The organism is Lysinibacillus sp. GbtcB16 (genome assembly GCF_019091145.1).
Lineage (GTDB): Bacteria > Bacillota > Bacilli > Bacillales_A > Planococcaceae > Lysinibacillus > Lysinibacillus fusiformis.
Genome location: NZ_JAGXJV010000001.1, coordinates 831,144 through 849,563, shown reverse-complemented (window position 1 = coordinate 849,563; position 18,420 = coordinate 831,144). Strand labels below are relative to the sequence as shown.

The following is an 18,420-nucleotide window of genomic DNA, read 5'->3' as shown; positions in this document are numbered from 1 at the left end:
ACAATTAAAAAGATTTACTTAGGCTGCATCCGAATGGCTCCATCCAAACGAATGACCTCACCATTTAACAAACCATTTTGGATAATGCTTTCTACCAGAAGTGCATATTCGGATGGCTTACCAAGTCGTTTAGGGAATGGCGTCATTTGTGCAAGAGCTGTCCTTGCAGGCTCTGGTAAAGATGCAAACATAGGTGTTTCAACTAAACCAGGTGCAATAGTCATCACACGCACACCATACTCAGCAAGCTCGCGTGCAATTGGTAAGGTCATGGCTGCTACGCCACCCTTTGACGCACTATAGGCAGCCTGTCCAATTTGTCCGTCAAATGCTGCTATGGATGCCGTATTAATAATAACGCCGCGCTGTCCATCCTCGTTCGGCTCATTACGCTGCATTTTCTCAGCTACTAGACGAATGACATTGAATGTACCGATTAAATTAACCGTAATTATTTTTTCAAATAAACTAAGTGCATGAATTCCACGCTTAGAAATTACTTTGCTCGCATCGGCAATTCCTGCACAGTTCACCGCTACATTTATAGGGCCAAATGCTGCTATGGCTTGCTCAAGACCTGTTGCTACATCTTCCTCCTTCGTAACATCTACTCGTACATAGATTGCATTTTCCCCTAATTCCTCTACTAGAGCTTGTCCACGTTCATCATTCACATCAAAGATGATGGATTTGCCACCTTGTTCGACGATGTGACGAACAGTTGCCTCTCCTAAACCGGATGCCCCACCTGTTACAACTGCAACTACTGCATGCTTCCTCATTGCACATACCCCCCTTTACATTTTTTCAATGATCGTAGCATTAGCCATCCCCATACCTTCACAAATAGCTAGTAAGCCGTACCGGTAATTTTCTCGTTCCATGCGATAGAGCAAAGTCGTTAACAATTTTGTTCCGGTAGCACCTAATGGATGTCCTAGTGCAATTGCTCCGCCATCTGGATTGAGCTTCTTTGGGTCCCCACCAATTTCCTGCAACCACACAAGTGGCACAGGTGCAAAGGCTTCATTGACCTCATACGTATCAATATCCTCTATGTTCAAGCCCGATCGTTCTAACGCCTTTCGAGTTGCTTCGATTGGTCCCGTTAACATCAATGTCGGGTCAGAACCTACAACAACTCTTGTGGTAATTTTAGCGAGTGGCTGAATACCAAGTTCCTGTGCCTTATCCAATGCCATCACCACTACTGCTGATGCCCCATCACTCATCTGACTAGCATTACCAGCCGTAATGACACCATTCTCTTGAAAAACAGTTTTTAAACCATTTAAAATGTCAACTGTAGTTTCAGCACGAGGTCCCTCATCCTTAACAACTGTTGCGACAGTGCCATCTTCTTGAATGACTTCAATAGGTAGAATTTCGTCTTTGAAAGACCCTGCTTCAATGGCAGCTAGTGCTCGTTGATGACTCTCATAGGCATAACTATTAAGCTGCTCTTTTGATAAGGACCATTTTTCGGCTATTTTCTCCGCTGATAGTCCCTGATGTATAATATTATAATTTCCCTGTAAGCGATTACCTAAATGAGCATTTTTCATGTTAGTTCCCATAGGCACCCTAGACATACTTTCCACACCACCAGCAATTACGATATCCATATCCCCCGCTAATATAGCTTGTGCAGCGAAATGCACGGCTTGCTGACTTGAACCACATTGACGATCAATGGTCACACCTGGCACACTATCAGGAAATCCAGCCATTAACAGGGCTGTCCGCGCAATATTTCCTCCCTGCTCTGCAGTTTGCGTCACACAGCCTAAAATAACATCATCCACTTGTTCCTTATTTATGCCTGCCCGTTGTACAGCCTCCTGCAACACATCGGCTGCCATATCATCCGCTCGAACATGACTTAATACTCCCTTACTTCGCCCCACAGCCGTTCGCACAGCCGCAACAATCACCACTTCTCTCATCTCCATTGCCCCTTTTCCTCGTCATCCTTCACAGTTTATTGACAAGACTATTAATATATTCCTCACTTAATTATCAGAATATTATAGCATTTATTGTACATGAACAAGAAGTTTTTAACAATTCTATATGGTTATAGAATTAGATGATTCACTAAGTTGACTGGCCCATCTAAATAACCACTAACCTACTAGCCATCTCCATTTTAAGCGAAAAAAAAAGCAACCTCAATTGTATTGAGATTGCCTAATCTATTCGCAAATTAAACTAAATCTTCACCGAAGAATAAAGCGATTTCGCGCTCTGCAGAAGCAAGAGAGTCAGAACCGTGGATGATGTTGTGAGAAACAGTTGTTGCGTAGTCACCACGGATTGTACCTGGGTTAGATTCCTCAGGTTTTGTTGCACCCATCATTGTACGTGCAAGCTTAATTACGTTTTCGCCTTCCCATACCATAGCGAATACAGGACCAGAAGTGATGAAATCAACTAGTTCACCAAAGAATGGACGCTCAGCATGTTCAGCATAGTGTTTTTCTGCTAAATCTTTTGAAATTACCATTAATTTAGCACCTTTCATTACAAAACCGCGACGCTCGAAACGATCAACGATGTCTCCAACTACTTGACGCTCAACGCCATCTGGCTTAACCATTAAAAAAGTTTGTTCAATTGCCATGTTTAAAACACTCCTTAAATTCTTCTAACAGGTTTTACACCTACCGATAAATATTAACAAAAAATGAGGCTTTGTACAACAAAAAGCTAGAATTTGCGCTTACCCATGAACAATGCGACATCACGTAGCTTTTTCTTTACTGGATGTTTTGGCAAAGCATCTATTTCTTGTAAAGCCTTTTTCAAATATTTATCACTCATACGATTAGCTTGCTCAATTGCATGAGATTTACGCACATACTGCAACATATTTTGACGTTCGGCTTCTGTTAATGTACCGGCAAATACTTTTACCAAGAATGGTTGCATCTCCGGATCATCCTTTAACAAGAGAATCGGTAAGGTAATATTGCCTTGTAATAAATCACTACCTGCCGGCTTTCCTAGCTCCTTATCTGTTGCCATAATATCTAACACATCGTCGATAATTTGGAAGCTCATGCCCACAAAGTAGCCGAAGCGTTTTAAATGACGTACAGTTTTAGCATCAACGCCTGCCGCAACAGCCCCTAATTCACAACTAGAGGAAATAAGTAGAGCTGTTTTACGTTTGATTCTTCTAAAATAATCCTTTAAACCTTGATCAAGTCTAAATTTATCTTCAATTTGAATAACTTCACCGTTACAAATCTCAACCATGGTACGTGCTAAAATTTGATGAACTAGTGGGTCTTCTATTTTTGTAATATATTCGAGAGCACGTGCAAAAATAAAATCGCCCGTGTACATTGCTACTCGGTTATTCCATTGCGCTTTGACAGTTGGGCGTCCTCTTCGCATATTGGAATCATCAATAACATCATCATGGACAAGTGATGCCATATGAATGAGCTCTAATGGGACTGCAACATCCTTCATCTTCTCAATGTCATATTCACCAAATTTTGCACCTAGTAATACAAAAATTGGTCGTATACGTTTGCCACCAGCTTGTAATAAATGGAGAGAAGCATCGTTGATCAAATATGAAGATGAGTCCACCGCATTTTCTAACTCTCGTTCAATGATATCGATATCTGATTTCAAATCGGAATAGAGTAGTTTTAACTTCATCTTTTCCACGTGTGAAAACCTTCCCCCATTAACGTATCTTTTTAAAGCCTATATGCATTGCCGCAGCCCCGCCACTGTATGCTTTGTACGATACTTTTTCTAATCCTGCCTGCTCAAACAATGCCGCTAACTTTTTCATACCTGGGAAATCATTCGCAGATTCCTGAAGCCAAGAATACTCCTTGTAACTTTTCGCAAATATTTTACCAAATATCGGCATTATAAATTTAAAATAAAAACGGAATAATTGACGGTAACCAGGAATTTCAGATTGAGATGTTTCTAAACAAACAACCATTCCACCTGGTTTTACGACACGGTGCATTTCCTTTAAGACTTGCAAATAATCTGGTACATTGCGTAGACCAAAGCCAATTGTCACATAATCAAACGTATCATCTGGGAAAGGTAATTCCATAGCATTTCCATGAATCAGTTCAATTTGTGGGTATGATTGTACTTTTTTTTCGCCAACTTTAAGCATGTTTTGACTAAAGTCGAGTCCTTTTACTTCTCCACTTTCTCCAACTGCCTCAGCCAATGCGATCGTCCAATCTGCCGTACCACAGCAAACATCCAATGCCTTTGACCCAGGTTTGACAGCCATGTGTTTCATCGTATCGTTACGCCAACCAATATGCATTTGGAAACTAATAACACCGTTCATTTTGTCATAATTATCCGAGATACTCTCAAATACTTCGTGAACGTGCTCTGCTTTCGTTTTAGCCATTTTGAAAAACCTCTCTTATCCGTTAGTAGAAGCAATAGAAGCCTCTACATGTGCATGTAAAGCTCGTTTCACATCACTTTGTAAAAATGATGCACTCTCCACCATCTTCGACAGCTCTATTTTTAAATGCACTATTTTTTCCTTGATGACGCTATTAAAAGTAGTACCATGACGTTGAACACTTTCTTCAAGTGCCTTACCTATTAAGGACGTTTGTCCACGTTGATAGGCTGCCATTTCTTTTTCTAAACGTAAGATCAATAAACTTTTTTCCATCAACGGTATATATTCACTAAAGGAATAAAGCTCGAAAAACTGAGCAATTAATCCTGATTCAATATTGCACATCGAAGCATACCATTGCTCGATTGTTCTTTGTTCGGTCTCATACACCTTTATCTGGTTTTCACATCGTGTCACAATTCCTTGTGACAAATTTCGTATCAATGCGACATTTCCAGACATCGCTAATATTTCGTAATAACGACCACTATAAAAATCCCCAGCTAATACTGTAAGCTGCTGTTCTTTAGAAGTAGCATCTAATTCTTTTATGTGATCGTGTGCCGCCAATGCCGCATACACAATGCCAACAGTAATGGCAGCCTCTTGTTGCTCTTGTTGCCACTCTTCACCATTCAAAAACGGGACTAACAAATAAAACAATTGATTTTCATCTAACACAGGCATTCCTGTGTATTTTTGCAAAGTTCTATGACGAACATCCATGAAAATCTCTGTTTTTAACTGGGCAATTGAATTTTGAATGTATGTTGCATTCATAGACCTTACTCCATTTCACTTTCAAATACGTTAATCCTATTGAAGGCTTAACGTTTGCTTACTGAGTCATTATAGCATACGCAACGATGCGGAATAAAAAAATTTTGCTTTCTTCAAGAGGATAGGCAGTAGAGCTTTTCCATGAAAAGGGAATGCTACTGCCCATATAATTAGTTTTTCACATCTAACTCTTTTATATGTGCCTAAATGGCACAGGATAAAAACTATTATGAAACCATATCTTGTCTATTTATTATTTTTTTGCTTCGCTATGAATCACACCATGTGCTGTATGAATCTGTGCTTTCCCTCGAATCTTCATCGCAGAAGTGTGTTCTGTAAATTGAGCAATCATAACTTCGCCGGCATCTAATTTTTCAGAATGATGGAACTTTGTATCTGTTCCACGCGTTAAACCAATGACATGTACACCATCTTCTTCAGCTTGAATAACAATATAATCTTGTGACATTCTTGTACACTCCTTAAATCCGACAAATTCTTAGTTCATCATAACATAATTAGACAAGCAATTTAAGACATTTGAATAAATGATAGAACTTCTCTACGCTTCACTTCATCTTGCTCATAAACACCACGTGCTACAGATGTTACTGTCTTAGAGCCTGGTTTTTTCAGCCCTCGCATAGTCATACACATATGCTCAGCCTCAATCACCACATACACTCCTTTTGGTGCCAACATTTCCATAATGGTATCAGCGACTGAAGATGTAATACGTTCTTGCAACTGTGGTCGACGAGCAATTGTTTCTACTGCACGCCCTAATTTGCTTAGTCCTGCAACAATGCCGTCATTTGGTATGTAAGCGACATGTGCTTTTCCATAGAACGGAACTAGATGATGCTCACACATCGAATAAAAAGGAATATCTTTAACAAGGACCAATTCTTCATGATCCTCGTGGAACACTGTTCTAAAATAGTCTTTGGCATCTTCATGTAAGCCACTAAACATCTCAGCATACATTTTTGCGACACGTTTTGGTGTATCTAATAAACCTTCTCGATTTACGTCTTCACCTACCGCCTCTAAAATCATTTTTACTGCCTCTTCTATTTTCAATAAATCTATATTCGACATTCGAAAAAACCTCCTGCGTATCAAAACATTACACATTTCCCTATGCATCGTAGCACATCCAAAAGGTAAGCGCAAAATGACTTACTTGTTTCACAAAAAAATTGCTGCAAGTTAGCAAATCTAGCTTTTATTATCATTATGTATAGTCAACTTGAAGTTAAAAAGAGCAGTCTCCATGTTGTTCACATGAAGACTGCTCTATGTAACTACTAGACGTGTATTATTTTACCGCGTCTTTAAGCGCTTTACCTGGTTTGAAAGCAGGCACCTTGCTAGCAGCGATTTCGATTTCTTTACCAGTTTGTGGGTTACGACCTTTACGAGCCGCACGTTCACGTACTTCGAAGTTACCAAAACCAATTAATTGTACTTTGTCACCCTTTGCAAGAGCATCTTGAATTGTATCAAATACAGCTTCAACTGCTTTAGAAGCGTCTTTTTTAGAAAGACCTGCAGCTTCAGCAACAGAGTTTACTAATTCTGTTTTATTCACACCATTCACCTCCTCTCAAAGGGTCATGAACCAATTCTGTAAAAAGAGTAACACATAGAAAACCGCTACGCAACTGTATTCATTCATGATTATAACCAAAAAATCAGTTTTTCACCCAAAAAATCAAAAAAAAGGACTTTTCGCATAAAAACGAAAAGCCCTTTTCCTATTTTTTACACTTATTTTTATTTTTTATCACTATAAAATAAATGTGACTAACCCTCGATCACCTTCGTTTACCATACGTTCGATCGTTTGACGCATCCGTTTTTTGGCTGTATTTGGAACTGCATCCATTTTATATCGAATACCTTCTTTTAATACTTCATGTAATGGTGTGCCAAAAAGTTGTGTATTCCATAGAGCATCACGGTCATGTAAATAAGCATGGTTCAAATCTTTTAAAAGTTGCTGACTATGGAACTCAGAGCCGATTAACGGGGCAAATTCTGAATCCATATCGACACGAATAATGTGATAAGATGGCGCCTTCGCTTTCATTCGTACACCAAAGAAATTATTTTGCTTAATTAATTCTGGGGCTGTCGGCTCAAATTCCTGCATCATAGGTAATGTAACACCATAGCCTGTCGTATCCGCATCATGAATGGCACTTTTAAAGCGTTTTTGAGCTTCTTTTGCCTCTGCTGCTTCTTTAATAAATAATAGCCAATCTTTTTTCGTTTCAATCGGTTCTTCTAACCACTCATTACAAACCGATTTATATAGTTCACCCTGTAAGGACACACGAATTACAGCTGTACCAATACCGGCATCTACATGGACTACTTCACTTTGATCAATAAAATCAATAGCTTTAAAAGCATCGGATGCTTGTTGCACATCTCTAATTTTCATAACAGAAGAAAGTACTTCTTCCATCGAATCAATCAATGCAACATTTAATGGATGTGAGGCATCTAGCACATCTAACCAATCTGGCTTCTCCACCTCTATCGTACGGATTGGGAATTCAAATAACGCCTCTTGTAAAATATACTGAATATCAGTTTCTCTCATTTGATCAATTGAAATGGCGATAACGGGAACATTATAACGTTCAAACAACTCATTGCGCAGTTGAACAGTTTCTTCTCTAGCTGGCATTTGGCAATTAAGTAGAATGACAAAAGGCTTGCCAATTTCCTTTAGTTGCTCAACAATCTCTTCTTCTGCCCTCTCAGCAGCTCGACGACTAATACCGTTAACCGTTCCATCAGTTGTTACTACAATTCCAATATTCGCATGATCGCGAATTACTTTATCCGTACCTATTTTCGCTGCTTCCTGGAACGGAATAGGCTCTGTATGCCAAGGAGTATGAACAAATTTCGGACCATTTTCATCTTCATAGCCTTTTGTTCCTTCGATAATGTAACCCACACAATCTGCTAATCGAATTTGAAATGGCATTTCATCGTCACCGACCACAATACGGGTTGCTTGGGCAGGCACAAACTTCGGCTCAGCAGTCATAATGACTGGCCCCGGAGAACTTTGTGGCAACTCATCCTGTGCTCGCATTCTTTCTGTTTCATCCACAATGTTTGGTAACACGACGGATTCCATTACCTTTTTTACAAATGTTGATTTACCTACACGTACTGGACCGACAACACCAATATAAACATCGCCATTTGTTCGCTCTGCAATTTCTCTAAATACTGCTTCACTCAAGGTTTCTGCCTCCTTTATCTACGCTTTTTCACTATATGCGAGCCTGTAGACAAATATGAAAAAGCCCCTCACAAATGTAAGGAGCTTGTTGATTATTCTTCTTTTTTCTTAGCGGCTTCTGCCTCTTGTTTTTGTCGTTCTTGAGCCTTCTTAACATCTGCCTTATACGTGTCCATATCATAAACTGGCTCACCCTTCTCGTCCACTGTATACGGAACAGAGTAGGCAGGTACTACAGGAAATTTATCGACAAGTAATTGGCGAATATCATCGCCAGGCTTGACATCCGGCTTGTCTTCTTTTAGAAGTTGTCCTAAATCAATGGAATAATCTACATGCAATTCACCGTCACCAGTCATAAAGAGCGGTAATTCGACGCCCGAATAGGGACTTTTCACAGTAACCTCTGTTTTATAGCCCAAATCCTTATAATTAATTTGGTACACATTATCAGATGATGAACCTGTTATTGGTAAATATTGTGTAGATAGTTTCCGAATTCCTATTTCGCGAATGCGCTCTGCAGCATTTAAATCTACTAGTTTAACGGTCGCTTCATGCTCAGGATCCCAAATAATATACTGATATATACCGCCTTTTTCATAGGCATTTCCAGGGATCGTCGACAAATACTTCGGCATAAGCTTTTCAAAATCAATTAAATACTTGATATATAAATCTGTATCTAATTCGCTATTTTTAATGGGTACTAGCCCACCAGTTGCTTCACGGTATTCATTAACAGCACGCTGTACAGCTGCTAGTTGGTCCACATCAGGCGTAACCTTCGCCCTTTTCTCGTCTTCTGGGTACGCACACCCGACTAACAATATGGCGGTTGCAATTACCACCAGAAAAGTACCTAGTTTTTTCATGTTACTAACACCTCGTTATTTATTATGCTGGCCATGTGGCAACTATAAGTACCATTAAAAATGTGCCAAGTCCAAACAGTATGTATGCACATAAATTTACGATTGTTCGTAAAAATACATTCGAAATCTTGTTACGAGCTAAATAAATTAAGCCGACTGATATTATCATAAAGCCTATACAATAAAACGATACCCACATTACATCCAAAGCAGGCATATGAGCTAACGGGCCCATTACAAATAACCACCTTTCTTTCTATGTCAAGACACAATCAAAGTATATTATACTATGTGCCTTTGTTAAAAAGAAATAGTTGTCCCATAACTATCAAGAAATGGACAACCTTTTAAAATGCTTTAACTATTCAATTACTAGCACATAATAAGGTGTCTCAGTAGATTCACCGAGACACCTTATTTATGTCCGTTTCATGACAAATTTAATCATAAAAATAATATTAATGCTTCATCTCGTCAATTTCACGTTTCTTCATGCGCATCATAAGTGCGTCTACTGCCACTTTCGGCTCTACCTCATTAAAGAGTACACTATAAAGCTCTGTGGAAATGGGCATTGCCACACCATACTTTTCTGCTAATTGATAGGCAGCCTTTGTCGTACGTACACCCTCTACAACCATCCCCATTTGATCGAGAACCTCTTGTAACTTCATGCCCTGCCCTAACATATTACCTGCTCGCCAGTTTCTTGAGTGAACGCTTGTACACGTTACAATCAAATCACCCATGCCTGTAAGCCCTGAGAACGTAAATGGATTACCACCCATTTTTACACCTAAACGAGTAATCTCCGCAAGTCCTCGCGTAATTAATGCGGCTTTCGCGTTATCCCCGTAATTCAAGCCATCGGTAATGCCTGCAGCTAAAGCGATAACATTTTTCAGTGCCCCACCAATTTCTACACCAATCACATCGTCATTTGTATAAACACGGAAAAATTGATTCATAAATAAATCCTGTACTTTTTCAGCAGCATCTATGTCCGCACATGCAGCTGTAACGGTTGTAGGATGATGAAGAACTACTTCCTCAGCATGACTAGGACCTGAAAGCACTACAATTTCATCCACTTTTTCAGCAGGTAAACTCTCTGCTAATATTTCAGAAATTCGTTTTAAAGAGTCAGGCTCAATTCCTTTTGAAACATGTACAAATAAAACTTTTTTAGTTAATTCAGCCGTCAATTTTTCACAAACCTCACGAATTGCTTTTGTCGGCACAGCGACAACGATTGTTTCAGCATGTGTTGCTGCTTTTGCAATATCACTCGTAGCATGTAAATTTGTTGGCAATACCGTTTCAGGTAAATATTTTTTATTGGTATGCATACGGTTGATTTCTTCTGCCTGTTCAGCTCGATGTGTCCATACAAGCGTATCATGGCCATTTTCTGCCAGTACCATTGCCAGCGCAGACCCCCAAGAGCCTGCCCCTAACACACAAACTTTTTCCATAAAAAAAATCCTCCCTTATTGTGGGTTGTCTACACTACTTTATTTTCTTGTAAAAAGACGCCACCCAACAATTGTGTCGGGTTGGCGTATTGTATGTGTATGACGATAACTTTAAGCACGAGCACGTGTAATTAAACGAATCGGCGTTCCTTCAAAGTCGAATGTTTCACGAATACGATTTTCTAAGAAACGTTCATAAGAGAAGTGCATAAGCTCAGGTTCATTAACAAATACCACAAACGTTGGTGGCTTAATTGCAACCTGTGTAGCGTAGTAAATACGTAAACGGCGACCTTTATCGGTTGGTGCAGGATTACGTGCTACAGAATCTTCTATGACTTCATTTAAAATAGAAGATTGAATACGCATCGCATGATTCTCACTAACACGTTGGATAATCGGTAAAATCTGATGAACACGCTGTTTCGTATTAGCCGAAACGAAAATTATCGGTGCATAGTCTAAAAATAGGAAATGCTCACGAATTTGCTGCGTGAATACATTCATCGTTTTTTCGTCTTTCTCGATAGCATCCCATTTATTGACAACAATCACAACTGCTTTTCCGGCTTCATGTGCATACCCAGCAATTTTCTTATCTTGCTCCTGAATACCTTCTTCCGCATTCAGTACCACTAACACAACGTCTGAACGTTCAATCGCACGTAACGCACGCAAAACAGAATATTTTTCGGTCGTCTCATAAATTTTCCCTTTTTTACGCATACCGGCAGTATCAATAATGACATATTCCTGATCTTCATACGCATAAGGTGTGTCAATTGCATCGCGTGTCGTACCCGCAATATCACTAACAATTACTCGATCTTGACCTAAGAAAGCATTCACTAAAGATGATTTCCCCACATTCGGACGACCGATTAATGAGAATTTAATTACATCATCTCCGTACTGCTCTTCATCCTCTTTCGGGAAATGTTTCGCACATTCATCTAATAAATCCCCTAAACCTAAGCCGTGAGAGCCAGAAATTGGCCAAGGCTCACCGAAGCCCAATGCATAAAAATCATAAATCATTTCACGCATATCAGGATTATCGATTTTATTGACTGCTAGTACAACGGGTTTCTTAGTTTTGTATAAAATTTTAGCTACTTGCTCATCGGCTGCCGTTACCCCTTCACGACCATTTGTCATAAAAATAATAACGTCTGCTTCTTCAATGGCGATTTCAGCTTGTTGACGAATTTGCTCTAAAAACGGCTCGTCCCCAATTTCAATCCCACCTGTATCAATAATATTAAAATCGTGTGTTAACCACTCTGCCGAACTATAAATACGATCACGTGTTACGCCTGGGATATCTTCCACAATAGACACACGCTCTCCAACGATACGGTTAAAAATCGTCGACTTACCTACGTTCGGACGACCTACGATGGCTACTACTGGTTTCGTCATCTGTACTTCATCCTTCCAACTTCTTGTCTTTCGCTATTATACACGAAAAATGCCATTATATCATATCATATCCATAAAGTAGAACGCTATGTATGGCTTTACCAATCCAAACGATTTATTTTCGCGGTTTTATAATGTGTTTTGAGTGCGTGAGTGGAAGGTTTGTTGAGGGTAGGTCCGTTGATTTTTGGTTTTTATCAATTGGAAGGTTTTTTCGTTATATGGAGGTTGTATCGGTCACTTTGAGAGTTGTATCCGTCACTTTATGGATTTTCTTCTTCGATGCTTTTATCCATCACTTTTGGAGGTTTATCCCACTTCGTTGCCTCACGTCACTTTGCTGGTTCTATCCCTCACTTTTCGAATCCTATCCATCACTTTATAGGTTTTCTCCCATTTCATTGATTCTATCTATCATTTTGCAAATCCTATCTCATCACTCCAACAAAAAAGCGAGGATACAATCTTGTATCCTCGCGTTCTTCTTATTTAAAGTTTTTTAATTGATCGCCAATTACGTCTCCGAAAGAGAAACCTGTGTTTTCTTCAGGTAATTCGTAGTCAATCACTTCTTCTGCTTCAGGATTTTCGAGTAATTCTTTAATGCTTAGCGCTAATCGACCGTCTTCAGCATTAACATCAAGGACTTTTACTTGTACTTCTTGTCCTTCTTTTAATGCTTCATGTGGTGTATTGATATGTTTATGAGCGATTTGCGAAATGTGCACTAATCCTTCAACACCTGGGAAAACTTCCACAAATGCGCCGAAAGATGTAAGACGTTTCACTTTTCCGTCTAAAATAGCACCTTTTGCTGCACGTTCTTCGATATTAGACCAAGGTCCAGGGATCGTTTCTTTGATTGATAATGAAATGCGTTCATTTGCTGGATCAACAGATAGAACTTTTACAGTTACACCTTGTCCTTCTGATAAAACCTCACTCACATCGCTTACATGCTCATGAGACACTTGTGAAATGTGGACAAGCCCATCGATACCACCAAGGTCAATAAATGCTCCAAACGATGCTAAACGCTGTACTTTACCATCTAAAACATCGCCAGCCTTAATTTGATTAATAACATTTTGCTTTTGGGAAGCTTTTTCTGATTCCACTACTGCGCGATGAGATAAAATTAGGCGATTCTTTTCTTTATCAAGCTCAACAATTTTAAAGCTTAAAGTTTTGCCTTTATAGCCCTCAAAATCATCGACAAAGTAGTCTTCTACAAGCGATGCTGGTACAAAGCCACGTACACCTAAATCTACGACAAGACCACCTTTAACAATATCCTTCACTTCCGCTTCGAAAATTTCTCCCGCGGTAAATTGTTGCTCAAGTGTATCCCATGCTTTTAAAGCATCCACTTTACGTTTTGATAGGACAAAATTTTCTTCCTCAACCTTTGTAATCATCAGGTCTAACTCATCTCCAACAGAGATGACATCAGAAGCTTTCTCAATGTGCAAGCTTGATAATTCACTGATTGGGACAATACCATCAAATGGTGCACCTGGAATTGATACAGATACTGCTTTTTCATCAACTTGCGCTGCAATACCTTTGACGATATCACCCTCGTTAAACGTTTGTTCTGCATAGTTCATTTCTTCAGACATATGTAACCCTCCTTCGCATCTTCCCTTACTATTTTATTCGATATTGAAGACAAAGACAAAAATAAATCCTTTAAATTTGAAAAATGTCTGAAATTTTAGGATTTATAGCATTTTTTCTTGTGCTAATTTTAAAATAGCTTGTGCTGCATCTTCGATAGACAACGCTGTCGTATCTAAAAATACGGCATCTTCTGCTTGAATAAGTGGTGATGCTTCACGCTCACTATCTTTTTTATCACGTAATGCAATTTCTTCCTGAAGTTTTTCAAGTGAAGAGTCGATTCCTCTTTTTTGATTATCTATAAATCGTCTTCTTGCGCGTTCCTCTACCGTTGCAGACATAAAAATCTTTAGTTCTGCATCTTTCAATACATGTGTAGCAATATCGCGGCCATCCATAACGACGCCACCGTTTGCTGCGAGTTTTTGTTGTTGAGCTACTAATAACTCACGAACCTTTGCATGGGCAGCTACTTGAGAAACTGATGAAGTGACTTCATTTGATCGAATATCAGCTGATACATTGTGACCATCTAAAAAGACAAGCTGCCCTTGTGGAGACGGCTTTAAATCAATAGTACTTGCTGCTAACATTTCAGCTAATTTTGCTTCATCATCTAAATATATGTTTTGTTGCATCGCTTTATACGTAACTGCTCGATACATTGCACCTGTGTCGATATAAGTAAAATCAAGTGCCTCAGCAACAATTTTTGCAATAGTACTTTTACCAGCACCAGCAGGCCCGTCTATCGCAATTTGAATGTTTTTTTTCATATTCTTCCCTACTTTCTGTCCCCTCATATTGTATCATATAACCTATAAAAAGCCCTCTGCTAGGAGAGGGCTTTTAAAAAATTACTATGCAAAATATTAAGCATTAAAGGGATTCAATTCTTTACGACGATTGCCTAACTGACGCTCAAAGCAAAAGCGCACGATATGTTGTTGGTCAACATCATCAGAATCCGTTAGCTGGATTGTTGCAATTCGTTTAGAATCTTTTTCAAAAATACGCACGACAGTTGCCTCTGTTATCACGTATTTCACATCCCCATTGGCAAATGGTAAGGCAACCGTTAATTTCACCTCATCCCCATCATTGAAAGCCACTTCACCTTTCAAAACAAGGGCCAAGCCTCCTGCACTAATATCCGCAGCAACTAACTGATATTTGTGATCCTTGAACTGAACGGCCACATCCACGGGTGTTTCAACTCGTACATATTCTCGTCGTTGAATTTTAATAAATTCCTCTGGCTTTGGGCAATGCAACATAATCATAGGTATATGGCCTGCTTTACGACCTATTACCTCCGTATTAAAGGCAAATGATTGTTTGTCCTCAGTGCGAAAGGTTGCTCTAAATTCAGAGCCATCTATCAAAAATGCTGTTTTCTTTGTCGCCATATTAATTGGATAATCAATATAAAGAATATGATCTTGTTGCTCTACAACTTTACAGCGGAATTTCTCCACACGCTCTGTATAAGTCGGTTCAAGTTGTAATTGTGTGCCAATTTTAATCTCCATGAGCATCTCCCCGTACAATAAATATGGCTTAATTATCTCATGAGATATTAATTTTGGCTATAAAAATTGGTAGTATTTTCTTATTATTAAGTTAAATATTCCACTTTTAAAACATTATGATTTTCTGCATCAATGACGATTCTAAATGTTTCTTGTGTTTTACCATCACGCAAGGCAATGACCTCATAGCATAGACGTTGTTCAAATTCACCATTATCTGTATAAATATTTTTTACTTCTTGCACTTGAATATCATCCTGGAAGAATGTTTTCCAATCAATTGGTTTTGCTGTTTGCTTTTTAATATTTTCTTCTTGAATGTATTCCATCGCGTTTGCCCCTAATAATTCACCTGTATCTTTTGCTAATTTAAGTTGAACACCATCAGCATAAATTAATGCGTTATCTCCTGGATGTACACGGGCAAACGTTACATGCCATGCTTGATGGTTTTCACGAGATTCCACATAGGCTAAATCGTTCATGCCTAATTTCTTAACATAATCTTCGGCTTTTTTGAGAATTTCCTCTTGTGACTGCTTCGCCTCGTCAACAGGGCGTTCTACTAAATAGGACAGTAAATGTCCTCCTTTTACCGTTAAATCCACATACCCTAAACGAATCCCTTGATGGAATTGTATGTGATAGAAAGGATATGGTGCGGTGTCACTGCTTTTTGTGACAGTAAATGTTGCATCTTTAATAACTGGGAATAAATGCTTCACTTTTTCCAACGCTTCTTTTTCTGTAATTTCAGCATCCTGTAAAGCTTTTAATGCAATTTTTTTCTGCCAATCTGACTCAGATAATGTCAGCGGGAAATCTTTTTCTCCATAACCTTTTAACGTGTCTTTCACTTTATCAAAATTCGTGTTTGGATTTTTATTATCGACTTGCTGTAGCCAAACATCCATTTTCCCATTATGTTTATAAAAATCAACGGTTGCAGCTGTCCAATCATCAGAAAGAGCTTGTAAATTCGTAGAGACCTGTGGCATTTTTTCACGCCAAGCATCATAATCGCCTGTTTTTGCAGTTCTCTTCGCTTCATCGCCAAGTCGCCCTAAATAATTCATCCATTCATTAGATAATTCTTGCCCTATCGGAATATTAGCAATGGAAGAACGAACTTCTGAGCTTAAACGCCAAACTGAATCTAATTCACTGTGAATGGCTTGCTCATCTTGAAACAGTAGGGATTGTGAGACTGATCGCTGTAGATGAGATAGTTTTTCAGATGCATCTGTTAGCTTATCTGTATACTGCGCTAGAACAGTACGTTGTAAATCTTCTTTATCACCATGTAAATCTATACTATATGCCCCTAACCCGATAACAGCTATCGTTAAGACCACGAGCCAAGTTTTCATCTATCTTCCTCCTTTCTATGAACAGAAAATATGCTCTCCAATTTGTTTAATTTGTGGACGAGACCAAATCCATTTACTTGTTGCCGTTTTCGGATTGAAATAATACAAAGCATTTTCAGATGGATCCCAGCCATTCATTGCATCAATAACAGCTTCTTTTGCTCTATCATTAGGCTCTAACCAAATTTGTCCATCTGCAACAGCTGTAAATGCTAAAGGTTGGAATATAATGCCAGAAATCGTATTCGGGAAATCGGGACTTTCTAAACGGTTTAAAATAACTGCCGCTACGGCTACTTGTCCCTCATATGGCTCTCCCCTTGCTTCTCCATACACAGCATTCGCCATTAGCTGTAAATCTCGCTCTGTATATTTAGGAGGAACTTGAGTTTGTGTTCCATTGTTATTAGTAGTACCACTACTATTTCCTCCACCACTACCGGCACCACTACCTGTACTAGTCCCTTTATTCACTTGCTGATCAAGAGGAACACCACCATAGTAGGTAAATTGATTACCGGCATTTAATTGCGCTTTTACCCATTTTTCATCGTAATCAGAATAGCCAGCTATTGTTTTTTTGGTCTTCGCTCCAGCGATACCATCTACTGGTAAACCATATTTCTCTTGGAAATTACGTAATGCCCAGTATGTGTTATAGCCAAATTTCCCATCAATTTTACTCTTATAAAAACCTAAGTATTGTAACCTTGCTTGCAATTCAATGACATCATCTCCATAGGCACCACGAGTAATTTGCTGGTCACTAAAGGCAATCACTTCATTTTGAGGAATCGCAATTATACTAATTCCCAATATCAAAGCAAAAAGTATGCTTACTAAACGCACTTTTATCACTCCTTTTTTTTATAGCTTGAAACAAAAGAGGCAATTTATACATGATAAAAAAGAATAAAGCGTAGAAATCTTGACGATTTCTACGCTTTAAATTTTTTTATGCATATGCAAATGTTGTACTAGATGATAATGCGCTAGTTTCACCTTTCGTAGGCCAAACCACCATAAAAACAGCATAAAAGGAATCATTAAATAAATCCAGTGACCTTTAAATGATAATATTGTATTGTATAGAATGTGAAGTACCACTGGTGCACAAAGCGCCATAGCAATCATTTCTTTCGTCTTGGCAAACTTTGAAAACTTAGCACGTCCATAATAGTAGCCCATGACTACGCCAAATAATGCATGACTTGATACAGGTAATAACGCGCGCATAAATGCTGTATCCAAGCCAAAGGATAATAAATAAAGTACGTTCTCGATTGTGGCAAAACCAAGTGATATACTTGCCCCATACAATATACCGTCATATGGATCATCAAATTCAACATGATTGTAGATGGCAATTAATAGCACAAACCATTTAAAAAATTCTTCAACAACACTAGAGAAAAGTACGTCTTGAAGGTAAAAATATCGAAAAACCCCTTCCTCTGTTAGTACATATTGTAAAAACAGAATCGGGAACGTTAAAAATGCACCGTATAAAAATGTTTGTAATAAAGTTTTTCTTGGCTCCGTAGCCATTTGATTGCGCAAATAGAAATAACTAAAAAGCGCTAGACCGGGAGCAATGGCAGCAGATAATAAAATGATCATGATGCCGGCTCCTTTCAACAATAGACTGCTATTATTAT

At 38.8% G+C, this 18,420-nt stretch carries 20 protein-coding genes; all 20 read right to left on the bottom strand.

Annotated elements, in window-relative coordinates:
* Positions 1-14 precede the first annotated feature (14 nt).
* The 20 genes from KVT27_RS04140 to prsW all read right to left on the bottom strand — a co-directional run bounded on the left by KVT27_RS04140 (position 15) and on the right by prsW (position 18,382).
* Positions 15-782, bottom strand: a complete 768-nt coding sequence (locus KVT27_RS04140; protein WP_150907910.1) for a 3-hydroxyacyl-CoA dehydrogenase — start codon at positions 780-782, stop codon at positions 15-17.
* 15 nt (positions 783-797) lie between these two features.
* A complete protein-coding gene (locus KVT27_RS04135; protein WP_036147655.1) occupies positions 798-1,946 on the bottom strand; it encodes a thiolase family protein in 1,149 nt (382 codons plus the stop codon).
* 260 nt (positions 1,947-2,206) lie between these two features.
* Positions 2,207-2,623, bottom strand: a complete 417-nt coding sequence (gene ndk / locus KVT27_RS04130; RefSeq protein WP_008180402.1) for a nucleoside-diphosphate kinase — start codon at positions 2,621-2,623, stop codon at positions 2,207-2,209.
* 86 nt (positions 2,624-2,709) lie between these two features.
* Positions 2,710-3,684 (bottom strand): heptaprenyl diphosphate synthase component II, encoded by a 975-nt coding sequence (gene hepT / locus KVT27_RS04125; protein WP_036124578.1) that lies wholly within the window; start codon positions 3,682-3,684, stop codon positions 2,710-2,712.
* A 19-nt stretch (positions 3,685-3,703) separates the two neighbouring features.
* Complete coding sequence (locus KVT27_RS04120) at positions 3,704-4,408, bottom strand: demethylmenaquinone methyltransferase (protein WP_036124577.1); 705 nt, start codon at positions 4,406-4,408, stop codon at positions 3,704-3,706.
* A gap of 15 nt (positions 4,409-4,423) precedes the next feature.
* Entirely contained in the window at positions 4,424-5,191 is a 768-nt protein-coding gene (locus tag KVT27_RS04115; RefSeq protein WP_036124575.1) for a heptaprenyl diphosphate synthase component 1, read from the bottom strand.
* Between the two features lie 253 nt (positions 5,192-5,444).
* Positions 5,445-5,663 carry a trp RNA-binding attenuation protein MtrB gene (gene mtrB, locus KVT27_RS04110; RefSeq protein ID WP_008180408.1) on the bottom strand — a complete coding sequence of 73 codons (219 nt, stop codon included), beginning with the start codon at positions 5,661-5,663 and terminating at the stop codon, positions 5,445-5,447.
* Positions 5,664-5,725: 62 nt separating this feature from the next.
* Positions 5,726-6,295, bottom strand: a complete 570-nt coding sequence (gene folE / locus KVT27_RS04105; RefSeq protein ID WP_008180410.1) for a GTP cyclohydrolase I FolE — start codon at positions 6,293-6,295, stop codon at positions 5,726-5,728.
* 220 nt (positions 6,296-6,515) lie between these two features.
* Positions 6,516-6,788 (bottom strand): HU family DNA-binding protein, encoded by a 273-nt coding sequence (locus tag KVT27_RS04100; RefSeq protein ID WP_004232618.1) that lies wholly within the window; start codon positions 6,786-6,788, stop codon positions 6,516-6,518.
* A 198-nt stretch (positions 6,789-6,986) separates the two neighbouring features.
* Positions 6,987-8,465 carry a stage IV sporulation protein A gene (spoIVA, locus tag KVT27_RS04095; protein WP_036124572.1) on the bottom strand — a complete coding sequence of 493 codons (1,479 nt, stop codon included), beginning with the start codon at positions 8,463-8,465 and terminating at the stop codon, positions 6,987-6,989.
* Between the two features lie 92 nt (positions 8,466-8,557).
* Positions 8,558-9,340, bottom strand: coding sequence for a hypothetical protein (locus KVT27_RS04090; RefSeq protein ID WP_036124570.1), 783 nt, complete (start codon positions 9,338-9,340; stop codon positions 8,558-8,560).
* Positions 9,341-9,362: 22 nt separating this feature from the next.
* A complete protein-coding gene (locus tag KVT27_RS04085; RefSeq protein ID WP_008180416.1) occupies positions 9,363-9,575 on the bottom strand; it encodes a DUF2768 domain-containing protein in 213 nt (70 codons plus the stop codon).
* A gap of 223 nt (positions 9,576-9,798) precedes the next feature.
* A complete protein-coding gene (locus tag KVT27_RS04080; protein WP_036124568.1) occupies positions 9,799-10,815 on the bottom strand; it encodes an NAD(P)H-dependent glycerol-3-phosphate dehydrogenase in 1,017 nt (338 codons plus the stop codon).
* A gap of 111 nt (positions 10,816-10,926) precedes the next feature.
* Complete coding sequence (gene der / locus KVT27_RS04075) at positions 10,927-12,237, bottom strand: ribosome biogenesis GTPase Der (RefSeq protein ID WP_036124566.1); 1,311 nt, start codon at positions 12,235-12,237, stop codon at positions 10,927-10,929.
* 485 nt (positions 12,238-12,722) lie between these two features.
* Positions 12,723-13,859, bottom strand: a complete 1,137-nt coding sequence (gene rpsA / locus KVT27_RS04070) for a 30S ribosomal protein S1 (protein WP_036124564.1) — start codon at positions 13,857-13,859, stop codon at positions 12,723-12,725.
* A 102-nt stretch (positions 13,860-13,961) separates the two neighbouring features.
* Positions 13,962-14,636: a (d)CMP kinase gene (cmk, locus tag KVT27_RS04065; protein ID WP_036124562.1), complete on the bottom strand. Its 675-nt coding sequence runs from the start codon at positions 14,634-14,636 to the stop codon at positions 13,962-13,964.
* A 96-nt stretch (positions 14,637-14,732) separates the two neighbouring features.
* Positions 14,733-15,392, bottom strand: coding sequence for a flagellar brake protein (locus KVT27_RS04060; protein ID WP_036124560.1), 660 nt, complete (start codon positions 15,390-15,392; stop codon positions 14,733-14,735).
* Positions 15,393-15,478: 86 nt separating this feature from the next.
* The gene (locus tag KVT27_RS04055) at positions 15,479-16,762 is read right to left on the bottom strand and encodes a PepSY1/2 domain-containing protein (protein WP_036124559.1); all 1,284 of its coding nucleotides are present in this window, start codon (positions 16,760-16,762) and stop codon (positions 15,479-15,481) included.
* 15 nt (positions 16,763-16,777) lie between these two features.
* The gene (gene sleB, locus KVT27_RS04050) at positions 16,778-17,611 is read right to left on the bottom strand and encodes a spore cortex-lytic enzyme (protein ID WP_008180429.1); all 834 of its coding nucleotides are present in this window, start codon (positions 17,609-17,611) and stop codon (positions 16,778-16,780) included.
* 96 nt (positions 17,612-17,707) lie between these two features.
* Positions 17,708-18,382, bottom strand: coding sequence for a glutamic-type intramembrane protease PrsW (gene prsW, locus KVT27_RS04045; protein WP_036147653.1), 675 nt, complete (start codon positions 18,380-18,382; stop codon positions 17,708-17,710).
* Between the last annotated feature and the right edge of the window lie 38 nt (positions 18,383-18,420).

Excerpts from the sequence above, each read along its gene's own strand:
- KVT27_RS04140 (WP_150907910.1), bottom strand. The coding sequence starts at position 782 with ATGAGGAAGCATGCAGTAGTTGCAGTTGTAACAGGTGGGGCATCCGGT.
- KVT27_RS04135 (WP_036147655.1), bottom strand. The coding sequence starts at position 1,946 with ATGAGAGAAGTGGTGATTGTTGCGGCTGTGCGAACGGCTGTGGGGCGA.
- ndk (WP_008180402.1), bottom strand. The coding sequence starts at position 2,623 with ATGGCAATTGAACAAACTTTTTTAATGGTTAAGCCAGATGGCGTTGAG.
- KVT27_RS04120 (WP_036124577.1), bottom strand. The coding sequence starts at position 4,408 with ATGGCTAAAACGAAAGCAGAGCACGTTCACGAAGTATTTGAGAGTATC.
- KVT27_RS04115 (WP_036124575.1), bottom strand. The coding sequence starts at position 5,191 with ATGAATGCAACATACATTCAAAATTCAATTGCCCAGTTAAAAACAGAG.
- mtrB (WP_008180408.1), bottom strand. The coding sequence starts at position 5,663 with ATGTCACAAGATTATATTGTTATTCAAGCTGAAGAAGATGGTGTACAT.
- folE (WP_008180410.1), bottom strand. The coding sequence starts at position 6,295 with ATGTCGAATATAGATTTATTGAAAATAGAAGAGGCAGTAAAAATGATT.
- KVT27_RS04090 (WP_036124570.1), bottom strand. The coding sequence starts at position 9,340 with ATGAAAAAACTAGGTACTTTTCTGGTGGTAATTGCAACCGCCATATTG.
- KVT27_RS04085 (WP_008180416.1), bottom strand. The coding sequence starts at position 9,575 with ATGGGCCCGTTAGCTCATATGCCTGCTTTGGATGTAATGTGGGTATCG.
- KVT27_RS04080 (WP_036124568.1), bottom strand. The coding sequence starts at position 10,815 with ATGGAAAAAGTTTGTGTGTTAGGGGCAGGCTCTTGGGGGTCTGCGCTG.
- der (WP_036124566.1), bottom strand. The coding sequence starts at position 12,237 with ATGACGAAACCAGTAGTAGCCATCGTAGGTCGTCCGAACGTAGGTAAG.
- rpsA (WP_036124564.1), bottom strand. The coding sequence starts at position 13,859 with ATGTCTGAAGAAATGAACTATGCAGAACAAACGTTTAACGAGGGTGAT.
- cmk (WP_036124562.1), bottom strand. The coding sequence starts at position 14,636 with ATGAAAAAAAACATTCAAATTGCGATAGACGGGCCTGCTGGTGCTGGT.
- KVT27_RS04060 (WP_036124560.1), bottom strand. The coding sequence starts at position 15,392 with ATGGAGATTAAAATTGGCACACAATTACAACTTGAACCGACTTATACA.
- KVT27_RS04055 (WP_036124559.1), bottom strand. The coding sequence starts at position 16,762 with ATGAAAACTTGGCTCGTGGTCTTAACGATAGCTGTTATCGGGTTAGGG.
- prsW (WP_036147653.1), bottom strand. The coding sequence starts at position 18,382 with ATGATCATTTTATTATCTGCTGCCATTGCTCCCGGTCTAGCGCTTTTT.